General features: G+C 60.4%; 24 protein-coding genes, 1 pseudogene and 1 riboswitch. Of the genes and pseudogenes, 17 read left to right on the forward strand and 8 right to left on the reverse strand.

Annotation, left to right across the window (positions count from 1 at the left end):
• Nucleotides 1-19 precede the first annotated feature (19 nt).
• Nucleotides 20-256, reverse strand: coding sequence for a hypothetical protein (locus QMK55_RS21840; protein ID WP_102356803.1), 237 nt, complete (start codon nucleotides 254-256; stop codon nucleotides 20-22).
• 158 nt (nucleotides 257-414) lie between these two features.
• Between QMK55_RS21840 and QMK55_RS21845 the strand changes: the two genes are divergently transcribed.
• The 4 genes from QMK55_RS21845 to QMK55_RS21860 all read left to right on the forward strand — a co-directional run bounded on the left by QMK55_RS21845 (nucleotide 415) and on the right by QMK55_RS21860 (nucleotide 4,122).
• Nucleotides 415-891, forward strand: a complete 477-nt coding sequence (locus tag QMK55_RS21845) for a PaaI family thioesterase (protein WP_102356802.1) — start codon at nucleotides 415-417, stop codon at nucleotides 889-891.
• A complete protein-coding gene (locus tag QMK55_RS21850; RefSeq protein WP_102356801.1) occupies nucleotides 888-1,340 on the forward strand; it encodes a PaaI family thioesterase in 453 nt (150 codons plus the stop codon). Before QMK55_RS21845 ends, QMK55_RS21850 begins: the two co-directional genes overlap by 4 nt.
• A gap of 81 nt (nucleotides 1,341-1,421) precedes the next feature.
• Nucleotides 1,422-3,326, forward strand: a complete 1,905-nt coding sequence (gene htpG, locus QMK55_RS21855) for a molecular chaperone HtpG (protein ID WP_320329945.1) — start codon at nucleotides 1,422-1,424, stop codon at nucleotides 3,324-3,326.
• A gap of 67 nt (nucleotides 3,327-3,393) precedes the next feature.
• On the forward strand, nucleotides 3,394-4,122 hold the full coding sequence (locus QMK55_RS21860) for a dienelactone hydrolase family protein (protein ID WP_102356800.1): 729 nt from the start codon (nucleotides 3,394-3,396) through the stop codon (nucleotides 4,120-4,122).
• A 215-nt stretch (nucleotides 4,123-4,337) separates the two neighbouring features.
• Here the strand turns inward: QMK55_RS21860 and QMK55_RS21865 are convergent, their stop codons facing one another.
• Nucleotides 4,338-5,204: a pirin family protein gene (locus tag QMK55_RS21865; RefSeq protein WP_102356799.1), complete on the reverse strand. Its 867-nt coding sequence runs from the start codon at nucleotides 5,202-5,204 to the stop codon at nucleotides 4,338-4,340.
• A 61-nt stretch (nucleotides 5,205-5,265) separates the two neighbouring features.
• The gene (locus tag QMK55_RS21870) at nucleotides 5,266-5,682 is read right to left on the reverse strand and encodes an OsmC family protein (protein ID WP_102356798.1); all 417 of its coding nucleotides are present in this window, start codon (nucleotides 5,680-5,682) and stop codon (nucleotides 5,266-5,268) included.
• A gap of 94 nt (nucleotides 5,683-5,776) precedes the next feature.
• On the opposite strand from QMK55_RS21870, the pseudogene QMK55_RS21875 reads away from it, so the two are divergent.
• Together QMK55_RS21875 and QMK55_RS21880 are read left to right on the forward strand one after the other, a co-directional pair.
• Nucleotides 5,777-6,029, forward strand: a pseudogene (locus QMK55_RS21875) (amidohydrolase); the annotation flags it as partial.
• 130 nt (nucleotides 6,030-6,159) lie between these two features.
• Nucleotides 6,160-7,785: a methyl-accepting chemotaxis protein gene (locus tag QMK55_RS21880; protein WP_320329946.1), complete on the forward strand. Its 1,626-nt coding sequence runs from the start codon at nucleotides 6,160-6,162 to the stop codon at nucleotides 7,783-7,785.
• Between the two features lie 182 nt (nucleotides 7,786-7,967).
• Here QMK55_RS21880 and QMK55_RS21885 read toward each other — a convergent pair whose 3' ends face one another.
• The 3 genes from QMK55_RS21885 to purM are packed head-to-tail and all read right to left on the reverse strand — an operon-like array spanning nucleotide 7,968 to nucleotide 10,398.
• On the reverse strand, nucleotides 7,968-8,681 hold the full coding sequence (locus tag QMK55_RS21885) for a DUF3108 domain-containing protein (protein WP_102356796.1): 714 nt from the start codon (nucleotides 8,679-8,681) through the stop codon (nucleotides 7,968-7,970).
• An 8-nt stretch (nucleotides 8,682-8,689) separates the two neighbouring features.
• Nucleotides 8,690-9,340: a phosphoribosylglycinamide formyltransferase gene (gene purN, locus QMK55_RS21890; protein ID WP_102356795.1), complete on the reverse strand. Its 651-nt coding sequence runs from the start codon at nucleotides 9,338-9,340 to the stop codon at nucleotides 8,690-8,692.
• On the reverse strand, nucleotides 9,340-10,398 hold the full coding sequence (purM, locus tag QMK55_RS21895; RefSeq protein ID WP_102356794.1) for a phosphoribosylformylglycinamidine cyclo-ligase: 1,059 nt from the start codon (nucleotides 10,396-10,398) through the stop codon (nucleotides 9,340-9,342). Before purM ends, purN begins: the two co-directional genes overlap by 1 nt.
• A gap of 374 nt (nucleotides 10,399-10,772) precedes the next feature.
• Between purM and QMK55_RS21900 the strand changes: the two genes are divergently transcribed.
• From QMK55_RS21900 to QMK55_RS21920, 5 genes are all read left to right on the forward strand, one after another.
• The gene (locus tag QMK55_RS21900) at nucleotides 10,773-11,831 is read left to right on the forward strand and encodes a DUF2066 domain-containing protein (RefSeq protein ID WP_320329947.1); all 1,059 of its coding nucleotides are present in this window, start codon (nucleotides 10,773-10,775) and stop codon (nucleotides 11,829-11,831) included.
• Between the two features lie 34 nt (nucleotides 11,832-11,865).
• Nucleotides 11,866-12,939 (forward strand): AI-2E family transporter, encoded by a 1,074-nt coding sequence (locus QMK55_RS21905; RefSeq protein WP_102356792.1) that lies wholly within the window; start codon nucleotides 11,866-11,868, stop codon nucleotides 12,937-12,939.
• A gap of 219 nt (nucleotides 12,940-13,158) precedes the next feature.
• Nucleotides 13,159-13,863 (forward strand): DnaA regulatory inactivator Hda, encoded by a 705-nt coding sequence (gene hda, locus QMK55_RS21910; protein WP_025111852.1) that lies wholly within the window; start codon nucleotides 13,159-13,161, stop codon nucleotides 13,861-13,863.
• Nucleotides 13,864-14,089: 226 nt separating this feature from the next.
• A complete protein-coding gene (locus tag QMK55_RS21915) occupies nucleotides 14,090-14,707 on the forward strand; it encodes a C40 family peptidase (protein WP_003223044.1) in 618 nt (205 codons plus the stop codon).
• 221 nt (nucleotides 14,708-14,928) lie between these two features.
• On the forward strand, nucleotides 14,929-15,465 hold the full coding sequence (locus QMK55_RS21920) for a C40 family peptidase (protein WP_025111851.1): 537 nt from the start codon (nucleotides 14,929-14,931) through the stop codon (nucleotides 15,463-15,465).
• Between the two features lie 126 nt (nucleotides 15,466-15,591).
• On the opposite strand, the gene QMK55_RS21925 is transcribed toward QMK55_RS21920, so the two are convergent.
• Nucleotides 15,592-16,905: a sorbosone dehydrogenase family protein gene (locus QMK55_RS21925; RefSeq protein ID WP_320329948.1), complete on the reverse strand. Its 1,314-nt coding sequence runs from the start codon at nucleotides 16,903-16,905 to the stop codon at nucleotides 15,592-15,594.
• 66 nt (nucleotides 16,906-16,971) lie between these two features.
• Nucleotides 16,972-17,556 (reverse strand): hypothetical protein, encoded by a 585-nt coding sequence (locus QMK55_RS21930; protein ID WP_102356790.1) that lies wholly within the window; start codon nucleotides 17,554-17,556, stop codon nucleotides 16,972-16,974.
• A 163-nt stretch (nucleotides 17,557-17,719) separates the two neighbouring features.
• Nucleotides 17,720-17,951: riboswitch (cobalamin riboswitch) on the forward strand.
• 80 nt (nucleotides 17,952-18,031) lie between these two features.
• Here QMK55_RS21930 and cobO point away from each other — a divergent pair.
• From cobO to QMK55_RS21960, 6 genes are read left to right on the forward strand one after another with little or no spacing between them, the layout of a single operon-like run.
• Complete coding sequence (gene cobO / locus QMK55_RS21935) at nucleotides 18,032-18,643, forward strand: cob(I)yrinic acid a,c-diamide adenosyltransferase (RefSeq protein ID WP_003223053.1); 612 nt, start codon at nucleotides 18,032-18,034, stop codon at nucleotides 18,641-18,643.
• Nucleotides 18,640-20,040, forward strand: coding sequence for a cobyrinate a,c-diamide synthase (locus QMK55_RS21940; RefSeq protein ID WP_320329949.1), 1,401 nt, complete (start codon nucleotides 18,640-18,642; stop codon nucleotides 20,038-20,040). The genes cobO and QMK55_RS21940 overlap by 4 nt, the downstream gene beginning before the upstream one ends.
• Nucleotides 20,037-20,687 (forward strand): 5,6-dimethylbenzimidazole synthase, encoded by a 651-nt coding sequence (bluB, locus tag QMK55_RS21945; protein WP_102356788.1) that lies wholly within the window; start codon nucleotides 20,037-20,039, stop codon nucleotides 20,685-20,687. The genes QMK55_RS21940 and bluB overlap by 4 nt, the downstream gene beginning before the upstream one ends.
• The gene (cbiB, locus tag QMK55_RS21950; RefSeq protein ID WP_102356787.1) at nucleotides 20,684-21,592 is read left to right on the forward strand and encodes an adenosylcobinamide-phosphate synthase CbiB; all 909 of its coding nucleotides are present in this window, start codon (nucleotides 20,684-20,686) and stop codon (nucleotides 21,590-21,592) included. Before bluB ends, cbiB begins: the two co-directional genes overlap by 4 nt.
• Nucleotides 21,585-22,577, forward strand: coding sequence for a threonine-phosphate decarboxylase CobD (cobD, locus tag QMK55_RS21955; protein ID WP_320329950.1), 993 nt, complete (start codon nucleotides 21,585-21,587; stop codon nucleotides 22,575-22,577). The genes cbiB and cobD overlap by 8 nt, the downstream gene beginning before the upstream one ends.
• Nucleotides 22,574-24,025, forward strand: coding sequence for a cobyric acid synthase (locus tag QMK55_RS21960; protein ID WP_102356785.1), 1,452 nt, complete (start codon nucleotides 22,574-22,576; stop codon nucleotides 24,023-24,025). The genes cobD and QMK55_RS21960 overlap by 4 nt, the downstream gene beginning before the upstream one ends.
• Nucleotides 24,026-24,135: the final 110 nt, after the last annotated feature.

Here is a 24,135-nt window from a genome sequence, read left to right on the forward strand (position 1 = left end):
TTTCTGCATCAAGTCGCAATTATTGCTTCTTGGCAGCTTCGTCTTGAGCAGCCTGATTCGATTCAGCCTGATCTTTGGCGGCTTCAGCGTTTTCTTTCGCTGCGTCGTTCACTTTATCCTGAGCTTCATTCATTTTCTGCTGAGCTTGTTCAGCATGTTGGTTGGCATCTTGAGCTTTGTCCTCGGATTTTTTATCGCAGGCAGCGAGACCGAGGGAAGCGGTCAACATCAAGGCAATAGCTAAAGTCTTACGCATGGGGTGTTTCTCCTTATGGAAAATAACTACTGGCCTTAAGAACGCTGGCCTCAAGGTTAAGTTCCTCATTTCGTTCAGATATATAAGTTTGTTTTTAAATGGAACTTTTGCCGTTCCGTCTGCTACCGAAAACAGACACTAACAAGAGTAATTATCAAATGGTCGAAAACCCCGTTTTTGAGCGTGCGACGCGATTTCTTACGGCGTTGCGCCACTGTCAGGTGCTCGGTTTGACGGTGCACAGCGCCAGCACTGAAGGGCTGACGGTAAAGTTGCCGTACAGCGCGAAAATAGTCGGCAATCCGCAGACTGGCGTGATCCATGGCGGGGCAATTACTTCGTTGATGGACACCGCATGCGGCATGTCGACACTGTGCGTGCTGCCGGAATTCGAAGTCTGCCCGACGCTGGATCTGCGCATCGACTACATGCACGCTGCTGAACCGAACAAGGACGTCTACGGCTTCGCCCAGTGTTATCGGGTCACCACCGACGTGATCTTCGCGCGCGGCTTTGCCTATCAGGACGACCCGCAGCAGCCGATCGCCCATGTCGTTGGCACATTCATGCGCATGGGCAAGGGCCTGAAGGGCACTCAGGGATTTGGCGGCAAGATCAAAGGAGAGCGTCCATGAGTGATGACTGGAAGCAACAGTTGCAGCAGGCTCACGCTCAGGGCGATTACGCGCCGCTGCTGCAGATAATTCCCTACGCCGGGCTGATCGGCATCGAATGCTCGCGAGTCGGCGATGAATTGCTGTTCAAGCTGCCGGCGAACAAGGACAACATTGGTAACCCTTTATTGCCGGCCATCCATGGCGGGGTGATTGCCGGGTTCATGGAGCTGGCGGCCGCGTTGCATTTATTGATCTTCACCGGGGCGCCCGGGGTGCCGAAGATCATCGACTTCTCCCTTGATTACCTGCGTGCCGGGCAGTTTCGCGACACTTGGGCCAAGTGTCAGGTCTGTCGTCAGGGCCGCCGCGTCGCCAACGTTGCGATCACTGCCTGGCAAAGCACCGAGAGCGAGCCGATTGCCACCGCCCGTGCACACTTCAAAATCGATGAGCCCTTGAAATCCTGAACGCTGCCCCCAACTCAGTGAACAACCCGCCGCAGACCATCTGGGTCGCGGCCAATGCCATCTGATTGGAGTTTGATGACCATGAGTGTGGAAACTCAAAAGGAAACCCTGGGCTTCCAGACCGAGGTAAAGCAGCTGCTGCACCTCATGATCCATTCGCTGTATTCCAACAAGGAAATTTTCCTTCGCGAATTGATCTCGAACGCCTCTGACGCTGTCGACAAGCTGCGCTTCGAAGCCCTGGCCAAGCCTGAGTTGCTCGAAGGTGGCGCTGAGCTGAAAATCCGTGTGAGCTTCGACAAGGACGCCAAAACCGTCACCCTCGAAGACAACGGTATCGGCATGAACCGTGACGATGTGATCACCCACCTGGGGACCATCGCCAAATCGGGCACCGCCGATTTCATGAAGAATCTCTCGGGCGATCAGAAGAAAGATTCGCACCTGATCGGCCAGTTCGGTGTGGGCTTCTACTCTGCCTTCATCGTTGCCGACCAGGTTGACGTGTACAGCCGTCGCGCCGGCACTCCAGCCAGCGAAGGCGTGCACTGGTCGTCGAAAGGCGAGGGCGAGTTTGAAGTCGCCACCATCGACAAGCCAGAGCGCGGTACCCGCATCGTCCTGCACCTGAAAGCGGCTGAAGACGAGTTCGCCGATGGCTGGCGTCTGCGCAACATCATCAAGAAGTACTCCGACCACATCGCTTTGCCGATCGAGCTGCCGAAAGAAGCGGCTGCTGCCGAAGGCGAAGAGGCCCCTGCCGTTGAATGGGAAACCGTCAACCGCGCCAGCGCCCTGTGGACCCGTCCGCGCACTGAAGTGAAGGACGAGGAGTACCAGGAGTTCTACAAACACATTGCTCACGACTTTGAAAACCCGCTGGCCTGGAGCCACAACAAGGTCGAAGGCAAGCTCGAGTACAGCTCACTGCTGTACGTGCCGGCCCGTGCACCGTTCGACCTGTACCAGCGTGAAGCGCCGAAAGGCCTGAAGCTGTACGTGCAGCGTGTGTTCGTGATGGACCAGGCAGAGTCGTTCCTGCCGCTGTACCTGCGCTTCATTAAAGGCGTGGTCGATTCCAACGACCTGTCGCTGAACGTGTCGCGGGAAATCCTGCAGAAAGACCCGATCATCGACTCGATGAAGTCGGCGCTGACCAAGCGTGTGCTGGACATGCTGGAAAAACTGGCGAAGAACGAGCCTGAGCAATACAAGGGCTTCTGGAAAAACTTCGGTCAGGTCATGAAAGAAGGCCCGGCAGAAGATTTCGCCAACAAAGAAAAAATTGCCGGTCTGCTGCGCTTCGCATCGACCCTGGGCGATGACGGCGAGCAGATCGTCGGTCTGGCTGACTACCTGGCCCGCGCCAAGGAAGGTCAGGACAAGATCTACTACCTCACCGGCGAAACCTACGCGCAGGTCAAGAACAGCCCGCACCTGGAAGTCTTCCGCAAGAAAGGCATCGAAGTGCTGCTGCTGACCGATCGCATCGATGAGTGGCTGATGAGCTACCTCAGCGAATTCGACGGCAAGACCTTTGTCGACGTGGCACGCGGTGACCTCGATCTGGGCAACCTGGACTCGGAAGAGGACAAGAAGGCTGCGCAAGAAGTCGCCAAGTCCAAAGAAGGTCTGGTTGAGCGTCTGAAAACCGCACTGGGCGATTCGGTTGCCGAGGTTCGCGTATCCCATCGCCTGACCGACTCGCCAGCCATTCTGGCCATCGGAGAACAGGATCTGGGTCTGCAAATGCGCCAGATCCTCGAAGCCAGCGGCCAGAAAGTGCCGGATTCGAAGCCGATCTTCGAATTCAATCCAAGCCACCCGCTGATCGAGAAACTCGACGGCGAGCAGAGCGAAGAGCGTTTTGGCGACCTGTCGCACATTCTCTTCGATCAGGCAGCCCTGGCTGCCGGCGACAGCTTGAAGGATCCGGCCGCGTACGTGCGCCGTCTGAACAAGCTGCTGGTTGAACTGTCGGTTTAATCACGTTGTATAAAAACCCGCTTCGGCGGGTTTTTTCATTCTGGTGTTTACCCTTCAGGAGTCAGAAATGAGCCAAGTCACTGTACGTTCCGTGGTCTATCAGCTTGATGGCCAGCCTTATGAAGGTCGTCTGGCGTTCGACGCCGAGCACAAGGGCGCACGCCCGGGCCTGTTGATGGCGCCGAACTGGATGGGCGTCAGCGCCGGTGCCGAGGAGATCGCCAAGTCGGTCGCGGCCAAGGGCTACGTGGTGTTGATCGCTGACGTTTACGGCCAGGCTGTGCGCCCGCAGAACGCGGACCAGGCCGGCGCGGCGATGATGCCACTGAAGAACGACCGTGCATTGCTGCGCAAGCGCATGCAGGCAGCGTTCGAGCAGTTGCAGAAGCAGGGCGAAGCGGCGGTCGATACGTCGAAACTGGCAGTGTTCGGTTTCTGCTTCGGCGGTTGCTGTGCACTGGATCTGGCCCGTACTGGCGCGCCGGTGAAGGCTGCCGTGTCGTTCCACGGCACGCTGGATTCGCCGAACCCGGCGGACGCGAAGAACATCAAGGGCTCGGTGCTGGTGCTGCATGGCGCTGCCGATCCATTGGTGCCGAAAGAGCAGTTGCCGGCATTTGAAGACGAGATGAATGCGGCGAATGTGGATTGGCAGTTGCTGAGCTACGGTGGTGCGGTGCATTCGTTCACCGATCCGCATGCCAATGTACCGGGCAAGATGATGTACGACGCCAAGACCGCGAAGCGCGCGTTCAAGTCGATGCATGATTTGCTGGATGAAGTGTTCAAGGGCTAAAGCCTGAAAAGCAAAAGCCCCTCACCCTAACCCTCTCCCAGAGGGAGAGGGGACTGATTGGGGGATGCTTGAGGGTTACGCCGACCTGAAAGTGTCTTGGTGAATCCATAATCGCCAAGATTTTTCAGGTCGATGTATGACGCAAGACACCTCGGTCGGCGCCCTCTCCCTCCGGGCGGTCCGACGTTTCGGGAGGGCTGGGGTGAGGGTGCTTTTCAGCGCGGCAACTCGATCCGTTCAACTTCCCCCGGCACCGTCGGCCAATCCCCGGCCGCCCATTTGCGTCGCGCTTCATCGATCACCGCCGGATCGCTCGCGACAAAATTCCAGTTGATCCGCCGTGGCCCGTCCAGCGGCGCGCCGCCGAACACCACTGCATGCACATCACTCTCGGCAAACAGGCTCATCTCTTCCCCGGCCGGCAACACCATCAGCGCATGCGGCTCGATCGTTTCGCCGTTCAACTGTGCATCACCACTGAGCACATAAATCGCCCGTTCCTCGTGCTCGGTCGGGATCAGCAGTGTCGTTGCTGTCTGCATCTTCACTTCGGCGTACAGCGTTGGAGAAAGCACTGGCACCGGCGATTCCAGGCAAAAGCCTGAACCGGCAATCATGCGAATCTGCACGCCGAGGTTATCGCTGACCGGTAGCGTTGCCGCGGGGTGATGGCTGTAATGACCCGGGCCTTGCTCGTGGTCCTTGGGCGAAGCCAGCCAGATCTGCAAGCCGTGCATCGTGAAGCTCTGCTCCCACAACGGCTCGGGCGTGCGCTCGACGTGGGCGATGGCGCTGCCCGCAGTCATCCAGCTGACATCACCGGCGCTGACCACTTGATCGGAGCCGAGGCTGTCCTTGTGCTGGATCTGTCCTTGGAACAGGTAGGTGAGGGTCGACAGACCAATGTGCGGATGCTGTCGGATGTTCATGCCTTTGCCCGTCGGATAAACCGTCTCGAGCATGTGGTCGAAAAACACGAAAGGCCCGACGCTGCGGCATTTGGCTGACGGCAGCGGGCGCAGGATCGGCTGGCCTTCGACGTCTTCGGCGCGCGGGCGGATGATCAGAGGTTGCGTGTCCATGGTGCATTCCAGACTGAGCGGGTGATGCCAGAAGCATAACCCGCCGCTGGCGCGAGGGGGATTACTGGCTATCGAAGCCTTGCGGGGCGTGGGTTTCGATGCTGACGTCGGTCGTGGTCATCAGTTTGTGGATCGGGCAGCGGTCGGCCACTCGTAGCAACTCTTCGCGTTGCGCGTCAGTCAGCACGCCCTTGAGCGTGAGGGTGACGTGTAGCACGTATTTGCCTTTCTGTTCCTCGCTACTGTCACGTTTGACCTCGACACCGACGCCGGTCAGCGGGATGTCTTTCTTCTTCGCGTACATCTTCAAGGTCAGGGCCTTGCAAGCGCCAAGGGCTGCGTCGAAGTAGTCGTGCGGCTCAGGCGCGGTGCCTTCGCCACCGGCCGACTTCGGTACGTCGGCAAACAATTCGTGCTCGTCGATCTTTACGGTGTGACGAAAACCTTCGGCGGAGACGGTGTTGACGGTAACAGTCATGGCAACCTCACTGGCAGTAGGAAAAGTCGTGTGATCAAAAAAGACCTTGCAGTTATAGAGCATTCCCACAAGCACGCGTTCCACTTTCTCACGCCCTAATCTGTTGGACGAGTTGGGCAAGCCGCGCCAGGAATGACTGGCATAGGTGGAGAAATACCCGGAGCGCTTCATGATCGGCTCGGATGTTGTAGGCCGATTCAACAAACTTGGTCAGGAAATGCACAGCTTCACGCCGTTTCTCGATGCCTTGCCCGAAGACGTCGCGCGTAAAGTCGCCCGGGACAACTTCCTGGCGATATTGCCGCGAACAGCGCCCAAGTGCTGGAAAAGCCCCGCTGAATCGTTAATGCCAAGGGTTAGAAGTATCAAGGCCTTTTGATATCACCTTTTCGTCTTACGCAAATTTACGCTGGGCCGATACCTTCTAAGGCAACCAGCTGCAGGGTTGATGCAGCGCTTTTGGAAGGAACCAGAGTAATGAGTATCCGTAGTCTCAATATCGCGCCGCGTGCCGGCCTGGGTTTTGGTTTGCTGGCGCTGATGGTGTTTGCCCTGGGGGCGTTCGCCCTGCTGCAGATGTCGAACATGCGCGCGCAGTCTGATGAGGTCGATAACAACTGGCTGCCGAGCGTGATGGCGGTTGGCGAGATGAGTCAGGACATGCTGCGCCTGCGGGCGCTGACCATGCGCCTGCTGCTCAATCGCGATCCGCAGGCTCTGGAGCAGAATGTCACCAAGCTCAACGAGCTGCGCAGTGTGTTGAGTGAGGCCCAGCAACGCTATGACGTGTTGATTGTGTTGCCCGAGGAGCGAAGTCTGTTTGATCGCTTCAAGGTCGCCGAGCACAAGTATCTGGAGCTGCAGGCGCAGGTCATGACGTTGTCGGCGCAGAACCGGGTGGAGGAGGCGGCGGCAATTCTCAACGGCCAGATGAGTCCGTTGGCGGACGACATCGCTGTGACCTTGCGCGACCTGGTCGAGCTGAACAAGCACAACGCTAATCTCGCGACCGAAGCAGCGCGGTTGGTGTTTATCAATTCGCGGGTGTGGGTCGGTGTGATGATCGGCATCACCGCGCTGATCACCATCGGTCTGGCGCTGCTGCTGACCCGCAGCATTGTCCTGCCGCTGGCGCAATCGCTGGGTGTGGCGCAAGTGGTGGCCGGTGGCGATCTGACGGGCGATATCAGTATTTCCGGCAAGGACGAACCGGCGCGGCTGCTGCAGGCGCTGAAAAGCATGCAACACAATTTGCGCGACACTATCCGGCAGATTTCCGAGTCGTCCAGCCAACTGGCGTCGGCCTCGGAGGAACTCAGTTGCGTCACCGAAGACGCCACGCGCGGGCTGCATCAGCAGAGCCTGGAGATCGAGCAGGCCGCGACAGCGGTCAATCAGATGACCGCTGCAGTGGAAGAGGTGGCGAGCAATGCGGTGGCGACTTCCGAGGCATCGCGCGAGTCTGACCGCATTGCCCAGCATGGGCGCGAGCAGGTCAAGCAGACCGTGACGTCAATCGAATCCCTGGCCGAGGATGTCACGTCCAACGCCACGCAGGTGGAAGACCTGGCGCAGAAGGTTCATGGCATCAGCAAGGTGCTGGACGTGATCCGTTCGATTGCCGAACAGACCAATCTGCTGGCGCTGAACGCCGCGATTGAAGCGGCGCGCGCCGGGGATGCGGGGCGTGGTTTTGCGGTGGTGGCCGATGAGGTGCGGGCGCTGGCGCATCGTACCCAGCAGTCGACCCAGGAAATCGAGCAGATGATCGGCGGCATTCGGCAGGGTACTGATTCGGCGGTGAGCTCGATGCAGCAGAGCAACATTCGTGCGCATTCGACCCTGGAGTTGGCGAAGGCAGCGGGTATGGCGCTGGAGGAGATCGCCTCGGCGTTCACCTTGATCAACGAGCGCAACCTGGTGATCGCCAGCGCCTCGGAGGAGCAGGCGGCGGTGGCGCGGGAGGTGGACCGCAATCTGATGAACATCCGCGATCTGGCGATGCAGACGTCGGCGGGGGCCAATCAGACCAGCGCGGCGAGTCAGGAACTGTCGCGGCTGGCGGTGGATTTGAACAATATGGTGGCGAAGTTTTCGGTCTGAGCGGTGCTATACCCTGTAGGAGTGAGCCTGCTCGCGATTGCTGTCTGACATTCACTGCATGTGTTGTCTGACAGTCCGCTATCGCGAGCAGGCTCACTCCTACAGGTCTTGCATCCATTTCCGGTTGGATTGCAGGCACAAAAAAGCCCCGCATTGGCGGGGCTTTTCGTTGTTGCGTCGGATCAGCTGCCTTTAACGGTTTTGCCGTTGACCGTGCCGTCCTGGAGCATGATGTTGTACTCCTTGCCGTCGGTTTCAACTTGTTGCAGGCGAACCAGCAGGTAATCCCAGTCCTTGGCGAACCACAGGACGGTGATGCGCTTGCTTTGTGTCGGATCGCGCACGCGCTCGACTTTGATCGCGTCGATCTTGCCGGCTTTCGTTTCGACTTTTTCGGTACCCAGTACGCGGAAGTCGTAGGTATCGACATCGCCGCCGTCGACCACTTGATAGCTCATGGTCTTCTTGCCGGACGCCAGGTCGTGTTGCAGTGCCAGTTGATACGTGGACTTGTCGACCATGCCGCGGTTGAGTGGAACCTTGACCGCGTCACCACGATCGATACCGGTGACCATCTTGGCGTTCCAGTCGAAATCCAGGTCAGACTTCTTGGCCTTGCCCAAACCACCCCGTTCGAAGTGGTAGGACTGTGGCAGCAACGTGTCCTTGTCGACGGTCAGGGTGCTTTCTTCGGTCAGGTTGGCGATCATCATCGACGCCTTGAAGCTGAGTTTCCAGACGCCGTTGGCTTCCTTGGTCAGGCTGCGTTCGGCGGTGCCGCTCATGGGTAACTGCTTCCAGTCGGCGGTGTAGCTGGCGGAGAACGGTTGAAGGTCTGCCGCCTGCGCGAAGGGCAGGGCGAGCAAGGCGCAAGCGAAAAGCAGGGCGCGACGCATAAAATCTCCTAGTGTCGAATCAAGTGGCCGCTGGCCGCGAGTAACTGGCCATCCAGTAAAGCACCTTGCTCACCGAGTGCCAGTCGCCCTTCGGCAAACCAGCGTACAGCCATCGGGTAGATCAGGTGTTCCTGAACATGGACTCGCTGCGCCAGACTCTGCGGCGTGTCGTGCAACTCTACCGGTAATACTGCCTGTACGACCAGTGGTCCGCCATCGAGTTCCTCGGTGACGAAGTGCACTGAGCAGCCGTGCTCGGCGTCGCCGGCCTCCAGCGCGCGCTGATGAGTGTGTAACCCTTTGTATTTGGGCAGCAGCGACGGGTGGATATTGAGCAGGCGACCCTGGTAGTGGCGAACGAAATCAGCGCTGAGAATGCGCATGAAGCCGGCCAGTACCACGAGTTTCGGTTTGAATTCGTCGATCAGTTCGATCAGGGCAGCATCGAAGGCCTCGCGACCTTCGAATGCCTTGTGATCCAGCGAGCGGGTGGCGATACCCGCGTCACTGGCGCGTTGCAGGCCGTAGGCGTCGACGCGGTTGGAAATCACCGCAGCGATGCGGACCGGGCTGTCGCCGGTCCGCGTGCTGTCGATCAGAGCCTGCAAGTTACTGCCGGTGCCGGACAACAGCACCACGACATCACAGGTTGCGGACATTAATGAGCCTTAAGGTTCTGCAGATCAACCTGAGCTGCACCTTCGGCGGCAGCGGCGATCTGGCCGATGACCCAAGGCTGTTCGCCAGCGTCGCGCAGGGTCTTCAGAGCAACGTCTACGTGCTCCTGAGCCACGCAGATCACCATGCCGACGCCGCAGTTCAGCACGCGGTGCATTTCGGTTTCGTCGACGTTGCCTTGCTCTTGCAGCCAGTCGAAGACGGCCGGGCGAGTCCAGCTGGCCACGTCAACCACGGCCTGAGCACCTTTTGGCAGAACGCGCGGGATGTTGTCCAGCAGGCCGCCACCGGTGATGTGGGCCATGGCTTTGACCGCGCCGGTGTCTTTGATCAGCTTGAGCAGCGGCTTCACGTAGATGCGGGTCGGGGCCATCAGCAGGTCGGTCAGTGGTTTGCCGTCGAGCTGGATGTTTTCGATGTCGGCGCCGGACACTTCGATGATCTTGCGGATCAGCGAGTAGCCGTTGGAGTGCGGGCCGGACGATGGCAGGGCGATCAGCGCGTCACCGGTGGCGACTTTCGAGCCGTCGATGATTTCAGCCTTTTCCACCACGCCGACGCAGAAACCGGCCAGGTCGTAGTCTTCGCCTTCGTACATGCCAGGCATTTCAGCGGTTTCACCGCCGACCAGCGAGCAACCGGACAGTTCGCAGCCGGCGCCGATGCCGGTTACAACCTGGGCTGCGGTGTCGACATTCAGTTTGCCGGTGGCGTAGTAATCGAGGAAGAACAGTGGCTCTGCGCCGCAAACGACGAGGTCGTTGACGCACATGGCAACCAGGTCGATGCCGATGCTGTCGTGCTTGTTCAGGTTCAGCGCCAGGCGCAGCTTGGTGCCGACGCCGTCGGTACCGGAAACCAGCACAGGCTGCTTGTAGCCGGCCGGGATTTCGCAGAGGGCGCCGAAACCGCCCAGGCCGCCCATGACTTCCGGGCGCGCAGTGCGCTTGGCGACGCTCTTGATGCGTTCGACCAATGCTTCACCGGCGTCGATGTCTACACCGGCGTCCTTGTAGCTCAGGGAGGGTTGCTTGCTCATGATCCAGGCCTTTAGGGGAGGGGATTCAGGGGTAACGACCGAGTTCAGCGGGAACGCCAAAACCGGTGGGGCGATAGCCTCACGCGAATTTCGGGGTGCCCGGCTGTTGCCGGTCTGCGAAGGCGCGCGATTTTATCAGGCTTGAGGGGCAGCGGCCATCCTTGCGCCGACGGGCAGAGACATAATCGACCGAATTTTTTTGCAATTGTGCTGACTGGGTGCCTGTATAAGGTGTGCCGATTAACCGTCTATCGTTATCACTGTGCAAAAACTTACCGCTACCGTGTGAATGTTTTGCGATGGCAGATTGTCACAGCCTTGCTTAACCGGTTCACGCGGCCTGTTCCAGCCGCTCCTGTCGACGGGAATTTTCCATGCGTTTTTGTAAATTGTTGGTTGTGGGTTGTTTGTCTGTGGTCAGCCTGGCGAGTCACGCCGAAAACCTCAAAGGTCTCTATCAAGTACGCCAGCCGGTCAGCAGCCAGGCACCCGAAGAGCGTGATCGCGCCACACAGGCTGCGCTGGATACGCTGGTGTTGCGTCTGACCGGCGACCCGAAGGCGCCGCAGAGCCCGGGTCTGGCGGCGATTCGCAAGGATCCGCAACAGATCATCAGCCAGTTCGGTTTCGATGCCGGGCCGCCGGAAGTGCTGAAAGTCGATTTCGATCCGGCCACCACCGAGCAGGCGCTGCGTCGCGCGGGGCTGTCGTTGTGGGGCGCGAGTCGACCGTCGATCCTGAGCTGGTGGCTGAACGATTCGACTGAAGGTTCGAGCCTGGTCGGTGACGGTCAGGCCGCTGCTGCGCCGTTGCGTGCGGCGGCCCAGCATCGTGGTCTGCCGTTGCGCTTGCCTCTGGCGGATCTGAGTGAACAACTGGTGGCCACCGCGCCGGTGCTGGACGGCACCGATCCTGCGCCGTTGCACGGGGCTTCGGAGCGTTACGGCGCGGATGCCTTGCTGGCGGTGCATGCGCACGAAGAAGGTGGGCAGTGGCAGGCCAAATGGCATCTGTGGCTGGGCGATCAAAAAGAGGCCGGCAGCGTGCAGGGCGCTGATCAGGCTGCAGTGGCCGATGCGGTGATGCTGGCGGTGGCCGAGCGTCTGGCGCCGAGGTTTGTTGCCAAGCCTGGGGTGTCGGGTCAACAGACCCTGGAAGTGCAGGGCATGAATCTTGAGCATTATGCCGCGCTGCTGCGGTTACTCGAACCATTCGGTGTGCGTCTGCAAAGTGTCGAGGGTGATCGCATCGTGTATCGGGTCAGCGGCAGCGCCGATCAGTTGCGCGCGCAATTGTCGCTGGCGAAGTTGCAGGAGTTGCCGGCTGAAGCGCCGGCACCGGTGGCGCCACCACAACCGGCCGTTGCCGGTTCTGCGCCGGTTGTCGCTGCGGCCCCGGCACCTGTGGCGCCATCGTTGCGGTTTCGCTGGTAAGTCTTTCTTTATATATAAGCAACAGGAGTGGTACATGGCCGATTCGCGGCGTTGGTTCTGGCTCGGTGGGGTAGTCCTGCTTTGCGCGTTTGTCTGGTTGCTGCACCCGATCCTCACGCCGTTTCTGGTGGCGTTGCTGCTGGCGTATCTGTTCGATCCGCTGGTGGATCGCCTTGAGCGACTCGGCCTGTCGCGCACTTGGGGCGTGATCGCGGTGTTTGCCTTGTTCACGTTGATCGTCACGACCCTGTTGCTGGTGTTGGTGCCGATGCTCGCCAAGCAGTTGCTGCGTTTGTATGAACTGGCGCCGCAGATGCTCGACTGGCTGCAGCACACCGCATTGCCGTGGGCGCAGTCGAAACTGGGCTTGTCGGACGGTTTCTGGAAGTTCGACAAGGTCAAGTCAGCGATCAGCGAGCACATGGGCCAGACCACCGACATCGTCAGTGTGGTGTTGAGTCAGGCGACAGCTTCAAGCCTGGCGCTGATTGGCTGGCTGGCGAACCTGGTGCTGATTCCTGTGGTGAGCTTTTACCTGCTGCGCGACTGGGACGTGATGATGGCCAAGATTCGCAGCCTGTTGCCGCGCGATCGCGAAGAAACCATCGTCTCATTGGCTGGCGAATGTCACGAGGTGCTAGGTGCGTTCGTGCGCGGGCAATTGCTGGTCATGCTGGCGCTGGGTGTGATCTACGCCGCAGGCCTGATGATCGTCGGTCTGGAGTTGGGGCTGTTGATCGGCCTGATCGCGGGACTGGCAGCGATCGTGCCGTACATGGGCTTCGTGATCGGGATTGGCGCGGCACTGATTGCCGGGTTGTTCCAGTTCGGTGGCGATCTGTATCCGATGATCGGGATTGTCGCGGTGTTCATGGTGGGGCAGGCCCTGGAAGGCATGGTGCTGACGCCACTGCTGGTGGGCGACCGGATCGGTCTGCATCCGGTGGCGGTGATCTTCGCGATTCTGGCCGGTGGCGAGCTGTTCGGTTTCACCGGTGTCTTGCTGGCATTGCCGGTGGCGGCGGTAATCATGGTGCTGGTGCGTCACGTGCACGATTTGTACAAGGACTCTGATATCTACAGCGGGGTCGACGACCCCGAGTTGTAGCCTCATCGCGGGCGGCCCGGTATTGCACCGGGTTGGCCCGTGTTTTGCGGTGAGTTTGTTCGGCGCCGCGTCAGAGAAACTGTCATAAAACCAGCGCGTTAACGCAAACCTTTGATTTTGCTTGGGGTCTGTCGCATTGTGCGCTCAGCTTCACGGGTATAAACTTCGCAAACTTTACACAGAGGCCACTAACGGTTCCTTGAGAACTGTTCAGTCAGCATGAAACCGATTCAGCTGCCCCTAGGTGTGCGTCTGCGTGACGACGCCACCTTCATCAACTACTACCCAGGCGCCAATGCCGCTGCACTCGGCTATGTCGAGCGCCTATGCGAAGCCGACGCTGGCTGGACCGAAAGCCTGATCTATCTGTGGGGCAAGCATGGCGTAGGACGTACGCATCTGTTGCAGGCTGCGTGTCTGCGTTTCGAGCAGATGGGTGAGCCGGCAGTGTATCTGCCGTTGGCCGAGTTGATGGATCGCGGCATCGAAATTCTCGACAACCTTGAACAGTACGAGCTGGTCTGCCTGGATGACTTGCAGGTGATTGCCGGCAAGCCGGACTGGGAAGAGGCGATGTTTCATCTGTTTAACCGTCTGCGTGACAGCGGTCGGCGCCTGCTGATCGCCGCGTCCACCTCGCCGCGCGAGCTGCCGGTCAAACTGGCCGACCTCAAATCACGCCTGACCCTGGCGCTGATCTTCCAGATGCGACCGCTTTCCGATGAAGACAAATTGCGCGCGCTGCAGTTGCGCGCTTCGCGTCGCGGTCTGCACCTGACCGATGAGGTCGGTCATTTTATTTTGACCCGCGGTACCCGCAGCATGAGTGCATTGTTCGACTTGCTCGAACAACTGGATCAGGCCTCGTTGCAGGCGCAGCGCAAGCTCACAATTCCGTTCCTCAAAGAAACTCTCGGTTGGTAGTCCAGCCCTTGAAATACGCGGCTTGCAGCCGGTTTCGACATATTTCAGGCGCCAGAAAATCCGCTTTTCCGCACCGTGTGCAGACCGCGTATCGATTCAAATGGGCTTAAGCGCTTAGATGTAAACGAGAAACCGGGAAGTCACAAAAAGATCGATTGAATTTGCAAATGAGGCTGATAGCGGGCATAGTCTCGGCTTCTTTACAACTTCAGCCACGGTCGTGCCCATGCTAAATCGCTTCGCACCCCTCGTGCCTCTCGCACTCGTCACCCTGTTGTTCGGTTGCGCTGCTCATTCTCCAGTTCAAGAGCAGCCTCAACAGGTTAAAAATTCTGCTACTGCCCAGTCTTCCGTTATTTATCAGGAAGAGCTGGCTACTGAAAAAGAACTCGCCGATTTCAACGGCAAGAAGCCTTACGAGCTTCCGGTTCTGGCCGACAGCATCCTCGAACGCGGCATGTCCCTGATCGGTACCCGTTACCGTTTCGGCGGTACCTCTGAAGCCGGTTTCGACTGCAGCGGTTTCATCGGTTACCTGTTCCGCGAAGAAGCCGGCATGAATCTGCCGCGCTCCACCCGCGAAATGATCAATGTGGATGCCCCGCTGGTCTCGCGCAGCAATCTGGAGCCGGGTGATCTGCTGTTCTTCGCCACCAATGGTCGTCGCGGTCGTGTAAGTCACGCCGGGATCTACCTGGGCGACAACCAGTTCATTCACTCCAGCAGTCGTCGCAGCGGCGGTGTTCGCATCGACAGCCTGGGTGACAGCTACTGGAGCAAGACCTTCATCGAAGCCAAGCGCGCCCTCGCGATGGCGCCGACCGTGGTCACCGCTCGCAAGTGATTCCCCCGTTGTCGCCACGTCCGTGGCGACCAAAACGGCCCTCGGCAACGGAGTAGACCTAGACTTTACAAGGTGAAGTTAAAGTCTTACTTGAAGTTTGTCGTATAGCCGCTAGAATCCTGTATCTATATTGATGGCAAACCGCCTGCGTGCTCCGCAGGCGGTTTTGTTTTCTGTCCATTCGGCAGAGAAAGCCGCAGCCAGATCAGGATGTTCTGCTTATGACGATGTCGGCCCGCCTTGCTTTGATCTTCTTCGCAGCGCTGCTCAGCGCCTGCGCCAGTCGCACACCGCCGCCTGCGCCCGTCGTACGCGCCCCGGTGGTGTTCGGACCTTCCCAATCATTCTCCCCCGCTGCTGAAGACGTGCTGTTTCGCGCGCTCGGCCTGGTTGGTACACCTTACCGCTGGGGTGGCAACACGCCTGATTCGGGGTTCGACTGCAGTGGTCTGATCGGTTTTGTTTACCGCGACGCGGCCGGTATCAATCTGCCTCGCTCGACGCGTGAGCTGATCGTGATGCAGGCGCCGAACGTTGGCAAAGAAGGCTTGCAGACCGGAGATCTGATCTTCTTCGCCACCAATGGCGGCTCGCAAGTCAGTCATGCAGGGATCTACGTCGGGGAAGGGCGCTTCGTGCATGCGCCGGCAACCGGCGGCACGGTGAAGCTCGATAGTCTGTCGAAGGCGTATTGGCAGAAAGCCTATCTGAGTGCCAAGCGGGTGTTGCAGCCTGAGCATCTGGCGCATAACCCTTAGTCGCTGAAATCCAATGTGGGAGCGGGCTTGCTCGCGAATGCGGTGTGTCATTCAACTACGATGTTGATGACCTGACGCTTTCGCGAGCAAGCCCGCTCCCACATTTGTTATGTGTTGGGCGCTAAATTATTTGGCGGACGACACCCGCCACACCTTGTTGCCCACATCATCGGCCACCAGCAAGCCACCTTGCTGGTCGATCACCACGCCCACCGGGCGGCCCAACGCGTTCTCATCCTTGTCGAGGAAGCCGGTCAGCACATCCACCGGTGCCCCGTTTGGCTTGCCTGCCGCGAACGGTACGAAAATCACTTTATAGCCACTGTGCGGTTTGCGGTTCCATGAACCGTGCTGGCCGATGAACGCGCCTTGCTGGAATTGCGCCGGCAAGCTGTTGCCTTCGGCGAAAGTCAGGCCCAGGGAGGCGGTGTGTGGGCCTACGGCGTAGTCAGGCGCGATGGCCTTGGCCACCAGGTCTAGGTTTTGCGGTTTGACGCGCACATCCACGTGTTGGCCGTAATAGCTGAACGGCCAGCCATAGAAGCCGCCGTCCTTGACCGACGTGATGTAGTCCGGCACCAGGTCGCTGCCGATTTCGTCGCGCTCGTTGACCGCCGTCCACAGTGCGCCGGTGGTAGGTTCCCACGCGAGACCGTTGGGGTTGCGAATGCCCGAGGCGAAGATCCGGTGGTTGCCGGTGGCGCGATCCACTTCCCAGATCGCCGCGCGACCTTCCTCTTTATCCAGCCCGTTTTCGCCAACGTTGCTGTTCGAGCCGACGGTGACGTACAACCTGCTGCCGTCCTTGCTGGCGATGACGTTCTTGGTCCAGTGATGGTTCAGAGTGCCGCCTGGCAGGTCGGTGACTTTGATCGGCTGGGTCTTGATCTCGGTAGCGCCCGGCTCGTAGTGGAAACGCAGCAGGCGATCGGTGTCAGCGACGTACAAATCGTTGCCGACCAGGGTCATGCCGAACGGCGAATTGAGATTCTGCAGAAACACCGTGCGGGTCTCGGCCACGCCGTCGTGGTCGGCATCGCGCAGCAGAGTGATGCGATTCGGGCTCGGCACACCAGCGCCGGCCTTGCCCATGACTTTCTTCATCACCCAGCCGCGAATGCCGCTGCTGTCGTCAGGCTTGGGCGGGGCGTTGGTTTCCGCCACCAGCACGTCGCCGTTGGGCAGCACGTAGAGCCAGCGCGGATGGTCGAGGCCTTCGGCAAACGCTGCGACTTGCGTACCGGCCGCTGCGGTCGGTTTGCCGCCCGCAGGCCAGCCGACCGCCGGTGCGATGTTCACTGTCGGGATCAGAGTGTTGTTGGGTTCGGGCAGTTTCGGTGACGGACCGGTGCCGTCGGAAACTTGCAGGCTGGAGGACTCACCGCAGGCGGCGAGTCCTCCGGCGAGGGCGATGACGAGAGCGAGTTGGGTTTTGCGCATTACTGATCTTCCCTATGAATGCATGCCTAATCATAGAGGAGCCTGCGCACCCGATGGTTCAACCGCTCAGCCACGGGCCTCTTTGAACAGCACGGCAATGCCGGGATGGTAGTTGCCCGCTTCGCTGCGCAACTTGCGGTAGGCGTAGGGGAAATACCAGGCGACCGCGCAGCAGTGTTCCTTTTGCAGGTCGTCGACCATGTCTTGCAGCTCTTCGGGGCTGGCGCTGTGCTGGGCCTTTTGCGGGGCGACGAACAGGCAGCCGAGCTTGAGGTCGCTGGCAAAGCTGATGCGTTTGGCATCGCTGGTGATGTCCTGCAAGGCCTGGGTCAGGTTGAGGTTGTTGACTCGCGGCCAGCGCTGGGTGGCCTGGAGGTAGGCGCGGTCTTCGGCGCCGGCGAGGAACAGGTCGGCGCGGGCATTGCGCTCGCCGTCCTCGTTCTGCTTGCGGGTGGTGGTGTCGCAAAGGGTCACCAGCTCGGCCATCCATGCCGCAGCGGAGAGCAATCCGAGATTGGCTTTCTCGTCATGCCAGTAAGGCGTGTCGTTGTCGCCGCGCACGGCGTTGTAGCGGTCGATACAGTCAAACCAGCGTTCAAGCATCGGGCGCAGGAATTCCAGGCGCGGGTTGCTGATGATCATGCCTTGCATCGTAATCATCCTTATTGTTGTGATGGGCTTTTTCGAGAAAAGCATGGCTCTTTGATATCATTTGTAACAGTGTGGCACAAGATTGGCGCCAGATAATTGATCGGCGGCAGTTATTCGCCCGACGGCCGCCTCTTTAATTGACGCTCCACCCCCAACCCTCTAACCTTCGCGGCTTGTTTCAGGTGCTCTGTGACGTGTGTCGACAGAGTGAAACAGGGAAGCCGGTGAGGGTTGTCTTCAGGCGAAGAACGATCACGATCCCGGCGCTGCCCCCGCAACGGTAAATGAGTAAAAGCTGCACATTCAGCCACTGCCTCGAAAGATGCGGGAAGGCGTGCAGCCAGGCGATGCGCCGCTCATGAGCCCGGAGACCGGCCTGATCCATCCAGCGGCATCACGGTGGGCGATGCCAGGCTTTTTGCCGTCTATTCTTGTGCCCGCCCGCCGTTACCCAGCCTCAACGGAGAGCTCCCCCATGACCGATTCCCCCGAGCGTGACGAACGCCATCTGGCGCGTATGCAGCGCAAAAAAGCCGTGATCGACGAACGCATCGCCAACTCGCCTGACGAGTGCGGCCTGGTGCTGGTGCTGACCGGCAATGGCAAAGGCAAAAGCAGCTCGGCGTTCGGCATGCTCGCTCGCGCCATGGGCCACGGCATGCAGTGCGGCGTGGTGCAGTTCATCAAGGGCCGCAACAGCACCGGTGAAGAACTGTTCTTCCGCCGTTTCCCGGAGCAAGTGCGCTTTCACGTGATGGGCGAGGGCTTCACCTGGGAAACCCAGGATCGTCAGCGCGACATCGCCGCCGCCGAAGCCGCGTGGGCAGTGTCCCGTGAGCTGTTGCGCGATCCGTCGATCGGCCTGGTGGTGCTGGATGAACTGAACATCGCCCTCAAGCATGGCTACCTCGACCTGGATCAGGTGCTCAGCGATTTGCAGGCGCGTCCGCCGATGCAGCACGTGATCGTCACCGGTCGCGCGGCCAAGCCGGAAATGATCGAGATGGGTGACACCGTCACCGAAATGGGCATGCTCAAACACGCCTTCCAGGCCGGCATCAAAGCGCAGAAAGGCGTCGAACTTTGAATCAACCACGTCACTGCCCGGCGGTGCTGATTGCCGCGCCGGCCTCCGGTCAGGGCAAGACCACGGTCACTGCCGCGCTTGCTCGATTACATCGCAATCAGGGACGTAAAGTGCGCGTCTTCAAGTGCGGCCCGGACTTTCTCGACCCGATGATTCTCGAACGCGCCAGCGGTGCGCCGGTGTATCAACTGGACATGTGGATGGTCGGCGAACAGGAAAGTCGACGCCTGCTGTGGGAAGCCGCCGCCGAGGCCGATCTGATCCTGATCGAAGGCGTGATGGGCCTGTTCGACGGCACGCCATCGAGCGCCGATCTGGCGCGGCATTTTGGTGTGCCGGTACTCGGTGTGATCGACGGCACGGCGATGGCGCAGACCTTTGGTGCGTTGGCGCTGGGCTTGGCGAAGTATCAGCCGGACCTGCCGTTTGCCGGCGTGCTGGCCAATCGTGTCGGCACCTTGCGCCATGCGCAATTGCTGGAAGGCAGTCTCACGGAAGGTCTGCGCTGGTACGGCGCGTTGTCGCGCGAGACTGGCATCGAACTGCCGAGCCGCCATCTCGGCCTGGTGCAGGCCAGCGAACTGAATGACCTCGATGTGCGTCTCAACGCCGCTGCCGACGCACTGGCCAGTAGTTGCGAGGTAGCGCTGCCGCCAGCGGTTGAGTTCGCCGCGCCTGACGTCATCGCTGTCGAGCCGCTGCTGAAGGATGTGCGCATTGCCGTTGCGCGTGATGAGGCGTTTGCCTTCACCTATGGCGCGAGTCTCGATCTGTTGCGGGCGATGGGCGCCGAGTTGAGTTTCTTCTCGCCGATTCGCGATATGCAATTACCTGAAGCGGACAGCTTGTATCTGCCCGGTGGTTATCCGGAATTGCATCACCTTGCGTTGTCGCAAAACACCGAGATGCTCGATGCGATTCGTGCCCATCATGCGGCAGGGAAACCGTTGCTCGCTGAGTGTGGCGGGATGCTGTATTTGCTCGATTCGTTGACGGATGTTGAAGGCGCGCGTGCTGAACTGGTCGGGTTGCTCAAGGGCGACGCGGTGATGCAAAAGCGTCTGGCGGCGTTGGCGTTGCAGGCGGTGGATCTGCCGGAAGGTTCGTTGCGTGGGCACACTTATCATCATTCGCTGACCACCACCGAGCTGACGCCGATTGCTCGAGGGCTGAGCCCGAATGGTGGGCGCGGCGCCGAGGCGGTTTATCGGGAAGGGCGGATGACGGCTTCTTATGTGCACTTCTATTTTCCGTCGAATCCTGCGGCTGTCGCTGCACTGTTTGCGCCGCCACTTGAGGACGCTATCGCGAGCAGGCTCACTCCTACAGTGGGCGATGGTGTGCCTGACGAAACGCAATCCCCTGTAGGAGCGAGCCTGCTCGCGATGGGGCCATGACCGACAACGCATTCTCCGAAGCCGAGCGCCAAGCGGTCTATAAAGCCATCGCCGAACGCCGCGACATGCGCCACTTCATCGGTGGGGTGGTTGAGCCCGAGTTGCTGCGCCGACTTCTGGAAGCCGCGCATCAGGCCCCAAGCGTCGGCCTGATGCAGCCCTGGCGCTTCATTCGTATCAGCGACCGAGCTTTACGTGGCCAGATCCAGAACCTCGTCGAAGAAGAACGCATCCGCACCGCTGAAGCGCTCGGCGAGCGCAGCGACGAGTTCATGAAGCTCAAGGTTGAAGGCATCAATGATTGCGCCGAAGTGCTGGTCGCGGCGCTGATGGACGATCGTGAAAAACACATTTTCGGTCGTCGCACATTGCCGGAAATGGACATGGCGTCGTTGTCCTGCGCGATCCAGAACCTGTGGCTGGCGTCCCGTGCCGAAGGACTGGGCATGGGCTGGGTCTCGCTGTTCGACCCGCAGGCACTGGCCGATCTGCTGCAACTGCCGGCCGGGGCCAAGCCGTTGGCGGTGTTGTGCCTGGGCCCGGTCAAGGAATTCTATCCGGCGCCGATGCTGGTACTCGAAGGGTGGGCGCAGGCGCGTCCGCTCAATGAGTTGCTGTATGAAAATTATTGGGGAGTGAGTCAATGAGTGTGGCGTTGTTGAGTGTCGCCGCAGTCGCGCTGGATGCGCTGCTGGGTGAACCGAAACGCTGGCATCCGCTGGTGGCGTTCGGCAATTTTGCCGGACGCATCGAGCGACGTTTCAATGCGGGCGGCCGTGGCTGGCGCAGTCACGGGGTCACCGCGTGGGTGATTGCGGTGCTGCCGCTGACCTTGCTCGCCACCGCGTTTTCCTGGGCGCCCTACGTGGGCTGGATTGTCGAGATTCTTGCGCTGTATTGCGCCCTCGGCATGCGCAGCCTTGGCGAGCACGTCGAGCCTGTGGCCAAAGCCCTGCGCAGTGATGATCTGGAAGAGGCGCGCAAGCGCGTCGGTTATCTGGTCAGCCGTCAGACCAGTGAACTGGACAGCACCGCCGTCGCACGCGCCGCCACCGAATCGGTGCTGGAAAACGGCAGTGATGCAGTGTTCGCCGCGCTGTTCTGGTTTGTCGTGGCCGGTGCGCCAGGCGTGGTGCTCTATCGCTTGAGCAATACACTCGATGCGATGTGGGGTTATCGCAACGAACGCTTCGAGCGGTTCGGCTGGTGCGCGGCAAAAATCGACGACGTGCTCAACTACATTCCTGCACGACTGGTGGCGCTGACCTACGCGCTGCTGGGCAACACCCGGCTCGCCTGGAAATGCTGGCGCACCCAGGCGCCGCAATGGGACAGCCCCAACGCAGGTCCAGTGATGGCCGCTGGTGCCGGTGCGTTGAATGTCGAGTTGGGCGGTCCGGCGATCTATCACGGTGAACTGCACGAGCGTCCGCAACTGGGCGCAGGCGCGCCGGCGGATGCCGATTCGATTGATCGCGGCTGGCAATTGGTCCAGCGCGGGGTATGGTTATGGCTGCTGATTCTCTGCGTGGGGGCTGAATTCTATGCTTGAGCACGGTGGCCGGCTGCGCAAGGCGGCACTCGAATACGGGATTGCCGAGGCCGACTGGCTCGACCTGTCCAGTGGCCTGGCGCCGTGGCCATTTGCGGTGCCGGAGATTCCGTTGCGTGCCTGGGCACGGTTGCCGGAAACCGACGACGGACTGGAGCAGGCCGCGTGCGATTACTACGGCGCCTCCCAGGTGCTGCCGGTAGCCGGTTCGCAGATGGCGATCCAGTTGCTGCCGCGTCTGCGCCGCGCCGGCAAGGTCGGCGTTTTGTCGCCGTGTTATGCCGAGCACGCCGAAGCCTGGCGCCGCAGCGGCTACATCGTGCGCGAAGTGCTGGAGCAGGAAGTCGAATTCTTTCTCGACAGCCTCGACGTGCTGGTGGTGGTCAACCCGAACAATCCCACCGGCCTGAGCCTGACGCCGGCGCGGCTGCTCGACTGGCACGCGCGGCTGGCCCAGCGTGGCGGCTGGCTGGTGGTCGATGAAGCGTTCATGGACAACACGCCGCACCTGAGTCTGGCGTCGTACACCCATCAGGTCGGCTTGGTCGTGTTGCGCTCGTTTGGCAAGTTTTTCGGTCTGGCCGGCGTGCGCCTGGGCTTTGTGCTGGCCGAACGCAAGCTGCTCAGATTGCTCGCCGAACAGGTCGGGCCATGGGCGGTCAGCGGGCCGACACGGGTGCTCGGGCGAACCTGCCTGCAAGACACCGAAGCGCACACCCGCCAGCGCATTCGCAGCGACGAGGCCAGTGAACGCCTGGCACGGCTGCTGGAGCGCTACGGCTTCAAACCCCAGGGCGGTTGCGCGCTGTTTCAGTGGCTGATCACCGAACACGCGCCTGCGTTGCACGAATTCATGGCCCGACGCGGCATCCTCCTGCGCATCTTCACCCACAACAGCAGTCTGCGTTTTGGCCTGCCCGCCAACGCGGCTGAAGAAGCGCGTCTCGAACAAGCGCTGCAAGCCTTTGCCAAGGAATCGACATGACCACCCTGATGGTGCAGGGCACCACTTCCGACGCCGGTAAAAGCACGCTGGTGACGGCGCTGTGCCGCTGGGCCACCCGTCAGGGCGTGGCGGTGGTGCCGTTCAAACCACAGAACATGGCGCTCAACAGCGCAGTGACCGCTGACGGCGGCGAGATCGGTCGCGCGCAAGCGGTGCAGGCGCAAGCTGCGCACCTCGAACCGCACACCGACATGAACCCGGTGCTGCTCAAGCCCAACAGTGACACCGGCGCACAAGTGATCATCCATGGCCGTGCCGTCACCAGCATGAACGCCGTGGCTTATCACGACTACAAAGCCATCGCCATGCAAGCGGTGCTGGCTTCGCACGAGCGGCTCAGCGCGGCGTATCCATTGGTGATGGTCGAAGGCGCAGGTTCGCCAGCGGAGATCAATCTGCGTGTCGGGGACATCGCCAACATGGGCTTTGCCGAGGCGGTGGATTGCCCGGTGCTGCTGATCGCCGACATCAATCGCGGCGGGGTATTTGCGCATCTGGTCGGCACCCTTGAGTTGCTGTCGCCGAGCGAACAGGCACGGGTCAAAGGTTTCATCATCAACCGTTTTCGCGGCGACATCGCTTTGCTGCAACCGGGCCTCGACTGGCTGGAACAGCGCACCGGCAAACCGGTGGTGGGCGTGCTGCCGTACGTGATGGATCTGCACCTGGAAGCCGAGGACGGTATCGACCAGCGCCAGACCGACAAGGCCGAGCAAGTGCTCAAAGTAGTCGTGCCGGTGCTGCCGCGCATCAGCAACCACACCGATTTCGATCCGCTGCGTTTGCACCCGCAAGTGGACCTGCAATTCATCGGCCCGGGGCAGGCGATTCCTGCCGCCGATCTGATCATCCTGCCGGGCTCGAAAAGCGTGCGCAGCGATCTGGCGTATCTGCGTGCCAATGGCTGGGACGCGGCGATCAATCGGCACCTGCGTTACGGCGGCAAACTGTTGGGGATCTGCGGTGGTCTGCAAATGCTCGGCGAGCAGGTGCATGACCCGCTGGGGCTGGAAGGCGCGCCCGGTTCGAGTGCCGGCCTCGGTTTGCTGGCGTTCGAAACGACGCTGGAAGCCGAGAAGCAATTGCGCAACGTGCGCGGGCATCTGGCGCTGGAAGAGGCCGAGGTCAGTGGTTATGAAATCCATGCCGGGGTCACGGTGGGGCCGGCGCTGGAGAATGCGGCGGTGCATCTGGAAGACGGTCGTTGCGACGGCGCGCAGAGTCCGGATGGGCAGGTGTTCGGCACATATCTGCATGGCTTGTTCGAATCGCCGGCGGCGAGTGCGGCGTTGCTGCGTTGGGCCGGGTTGAGCGATGTGCAGGACGTGGATTACCACGGCTTGCGCGAGCGCGATATCGAACGTTTGGCGGATCTGGTGGAGAAGCATCTGGATACCGGTCTGTTGCGTCGGCTCTGTGGGATTTGAATCGTCTGTGCGGACCTCTTCGCGAGCAAGCCCGCTCCCACATTGGATCACCTAACCCCTGTGGGAGCGGGCTTGCTCGCGAAAGCGTCAGCCGCCCCAACACACAAAAT

This window comes from Pseudomonas sp. P8_229 (genome assembly GCF_034008635.1).
Classification (GTDB): domain Bacteria; phylum Pseudomonadota; class Gammaproteobacteria; order Pseudomonadales; family Pseudomonadaceae; genus Aquipseudomonas.

Bases quoted from the DNA above. Each gene is read 5' to 3' on its own strand.
- QMK55_RS21840 (WP_102356803.1), bottom strand. From the start codon at position 256: ATGCGTAAGACTTTAGCTATTGCCTTGATGTTGACCGCTTCCCTCGGT.
- QMK55_RS21845 (WP_102356802.1), top strand. From the start codon at position 415: ATGGTCGAAAACCCCGTTTTTGAGCGTGCGACGCGATTTCTTACGGCG.
- QMK55_RS21850 (WP_102356801.1), top strand. From the start codon at position 888: ATGAGTGATGACTGGAAGCAACAGTTGCAGCAGGCTCACGCTCAGGGC.
- htpG (WP_320329945.1), top strand. From the start codon at position 1,422: ATGAGTGTGGAAACTCAAAAGGAAACCCTGGGCTTCCAGACCGAGGTA.
- QMK55_RS21860 (WP_102356800.1), top strand. From the start codon at position 3,394: ATGAGCCAAGTCACTGTACGTTCCGTGGTCTATCAGCTTGATGGCCAG.
- QMK55_RS21865 (WP_102356799.1), bottom strand. From the start codon at position 5,204: ATGGACACGCAACCTCTGATCATCCGCCCGCGCGCCGAAGACGTCGAA.
- QMK55_RS21870 (WP_102356798.1), bottom strand. From the start codon at position 5,682: ATGACTGTTACCGTCAACACCGTCTCCGCCGAAGGTTTTCGTCACACC.
- QMK55_RS21880 (WP_320329946.1), top strand. From the start codon at position 6,160: ATGAGTATCCGTAGTCTCAATATCGCGCCGCGTGCCGGCCTGGGTTTT.
- QMK55_RS21885 (WP_102356796.1), bottom strand. From the start codon at position 8,681: ATGCGTCGCGCCCTGCTTTTCGCTTGCGCCTTGCTCGCCCTGCCCTTC.
- purN (WP_102356795.1), bottom strand. From the start codon at position 9,340: ATGTCCGCAACCTGTGATGTCGTGGTGCTGTTGTCCGGCACCGGCAGT.
- purM (WP_102356794.1), bottom strand. From the start codon at position 10,398: ATGAGCAAGCAACCCTCCCTGAGCTACAAGGACGCCGGTGTAGACATC.
- QMK55_RS21900 (WP_320329947.1), top strand. From the start codon at position 10,773: ATGCGTTTTTGTAAATTGTTGGTTGTGGGTTGTTTGTCTGTGGTCAGC.
- QMK55_RS21905 (WP_102356792.1), top strand. From the start codon at position 11,866: ATGGCCGATTCGCGGCGTTGGTTCTGGCTCGGTGGGGTAGTCCTGCTT.
- hda (WP_025111852.1), top strand. From the start codon at position 13,159: ATGAAACCGATTCAGCTGCCCCTAGGTGTGCGTCTGCGTGACGACGCC.
- QMK55_RS21915 (WP_003223044.1), top strand. From the start codon at position 14,090: ATGCTAAATCGCTTCGCACCCCTCGTGCCTCTCGCACTCGTCACCCTG.
- QMK55_RS21920 (WP_025111851.1), top strand. From the start codon at position 14,929: ATGACGATGTCGGCCCGCCTTGCTTTGATCTTCTTCGCAGCGCTGCTC.
- QMK55_RS21925 (WP_320329948.1), bottom strand. From the start codon at position 16,905: ATGCGCAAAACCCAACTCGCTCTCGTCATCGCCCTCGCCGGAGGACTC.
- QMK55_RS21930 (WP_102356790.1), bottom strand. From the start codon at position 17,556: ATGCAAGGCATGATCATCAGCAACCCGCGCCTGGAATTCCTGCGCCCG.
- cobO (WP_003223053.1), top strand. From the start codon at position 18,032: ATGACCGATTCCCCCGAGCGTGACGAACGCCATCTGGCGCGTATGCAG.
- bluB (WP_102356788.1), top strand. From the start codon at position 20,037: ATGACCGACAACGCATTCTCCGAAGCCGAGCGCCAAGCGGTCTATAAA.
- cbiB (WP_102356787.1), top strand. From the start codon at position 20,684: ATGAGTGTGGCGTTGTTGAGTGTCGCCGCAGTCGCGCTGGATGCGCTG.
- cobD (WP_320329950.1), top strand. From the start codon at position 21,585: ATGCTTGAGCACGGTGGCCGGCTGCGCAAGGCGGCACTCGAATACGGG.
- QMK55_RS21960 (WP_102356785.1), top strand. From the start codon at position 22,574: ATGACCACCCTGATGGTGCAGGGCACCACTTCCGACGCCGGTAAAAGC.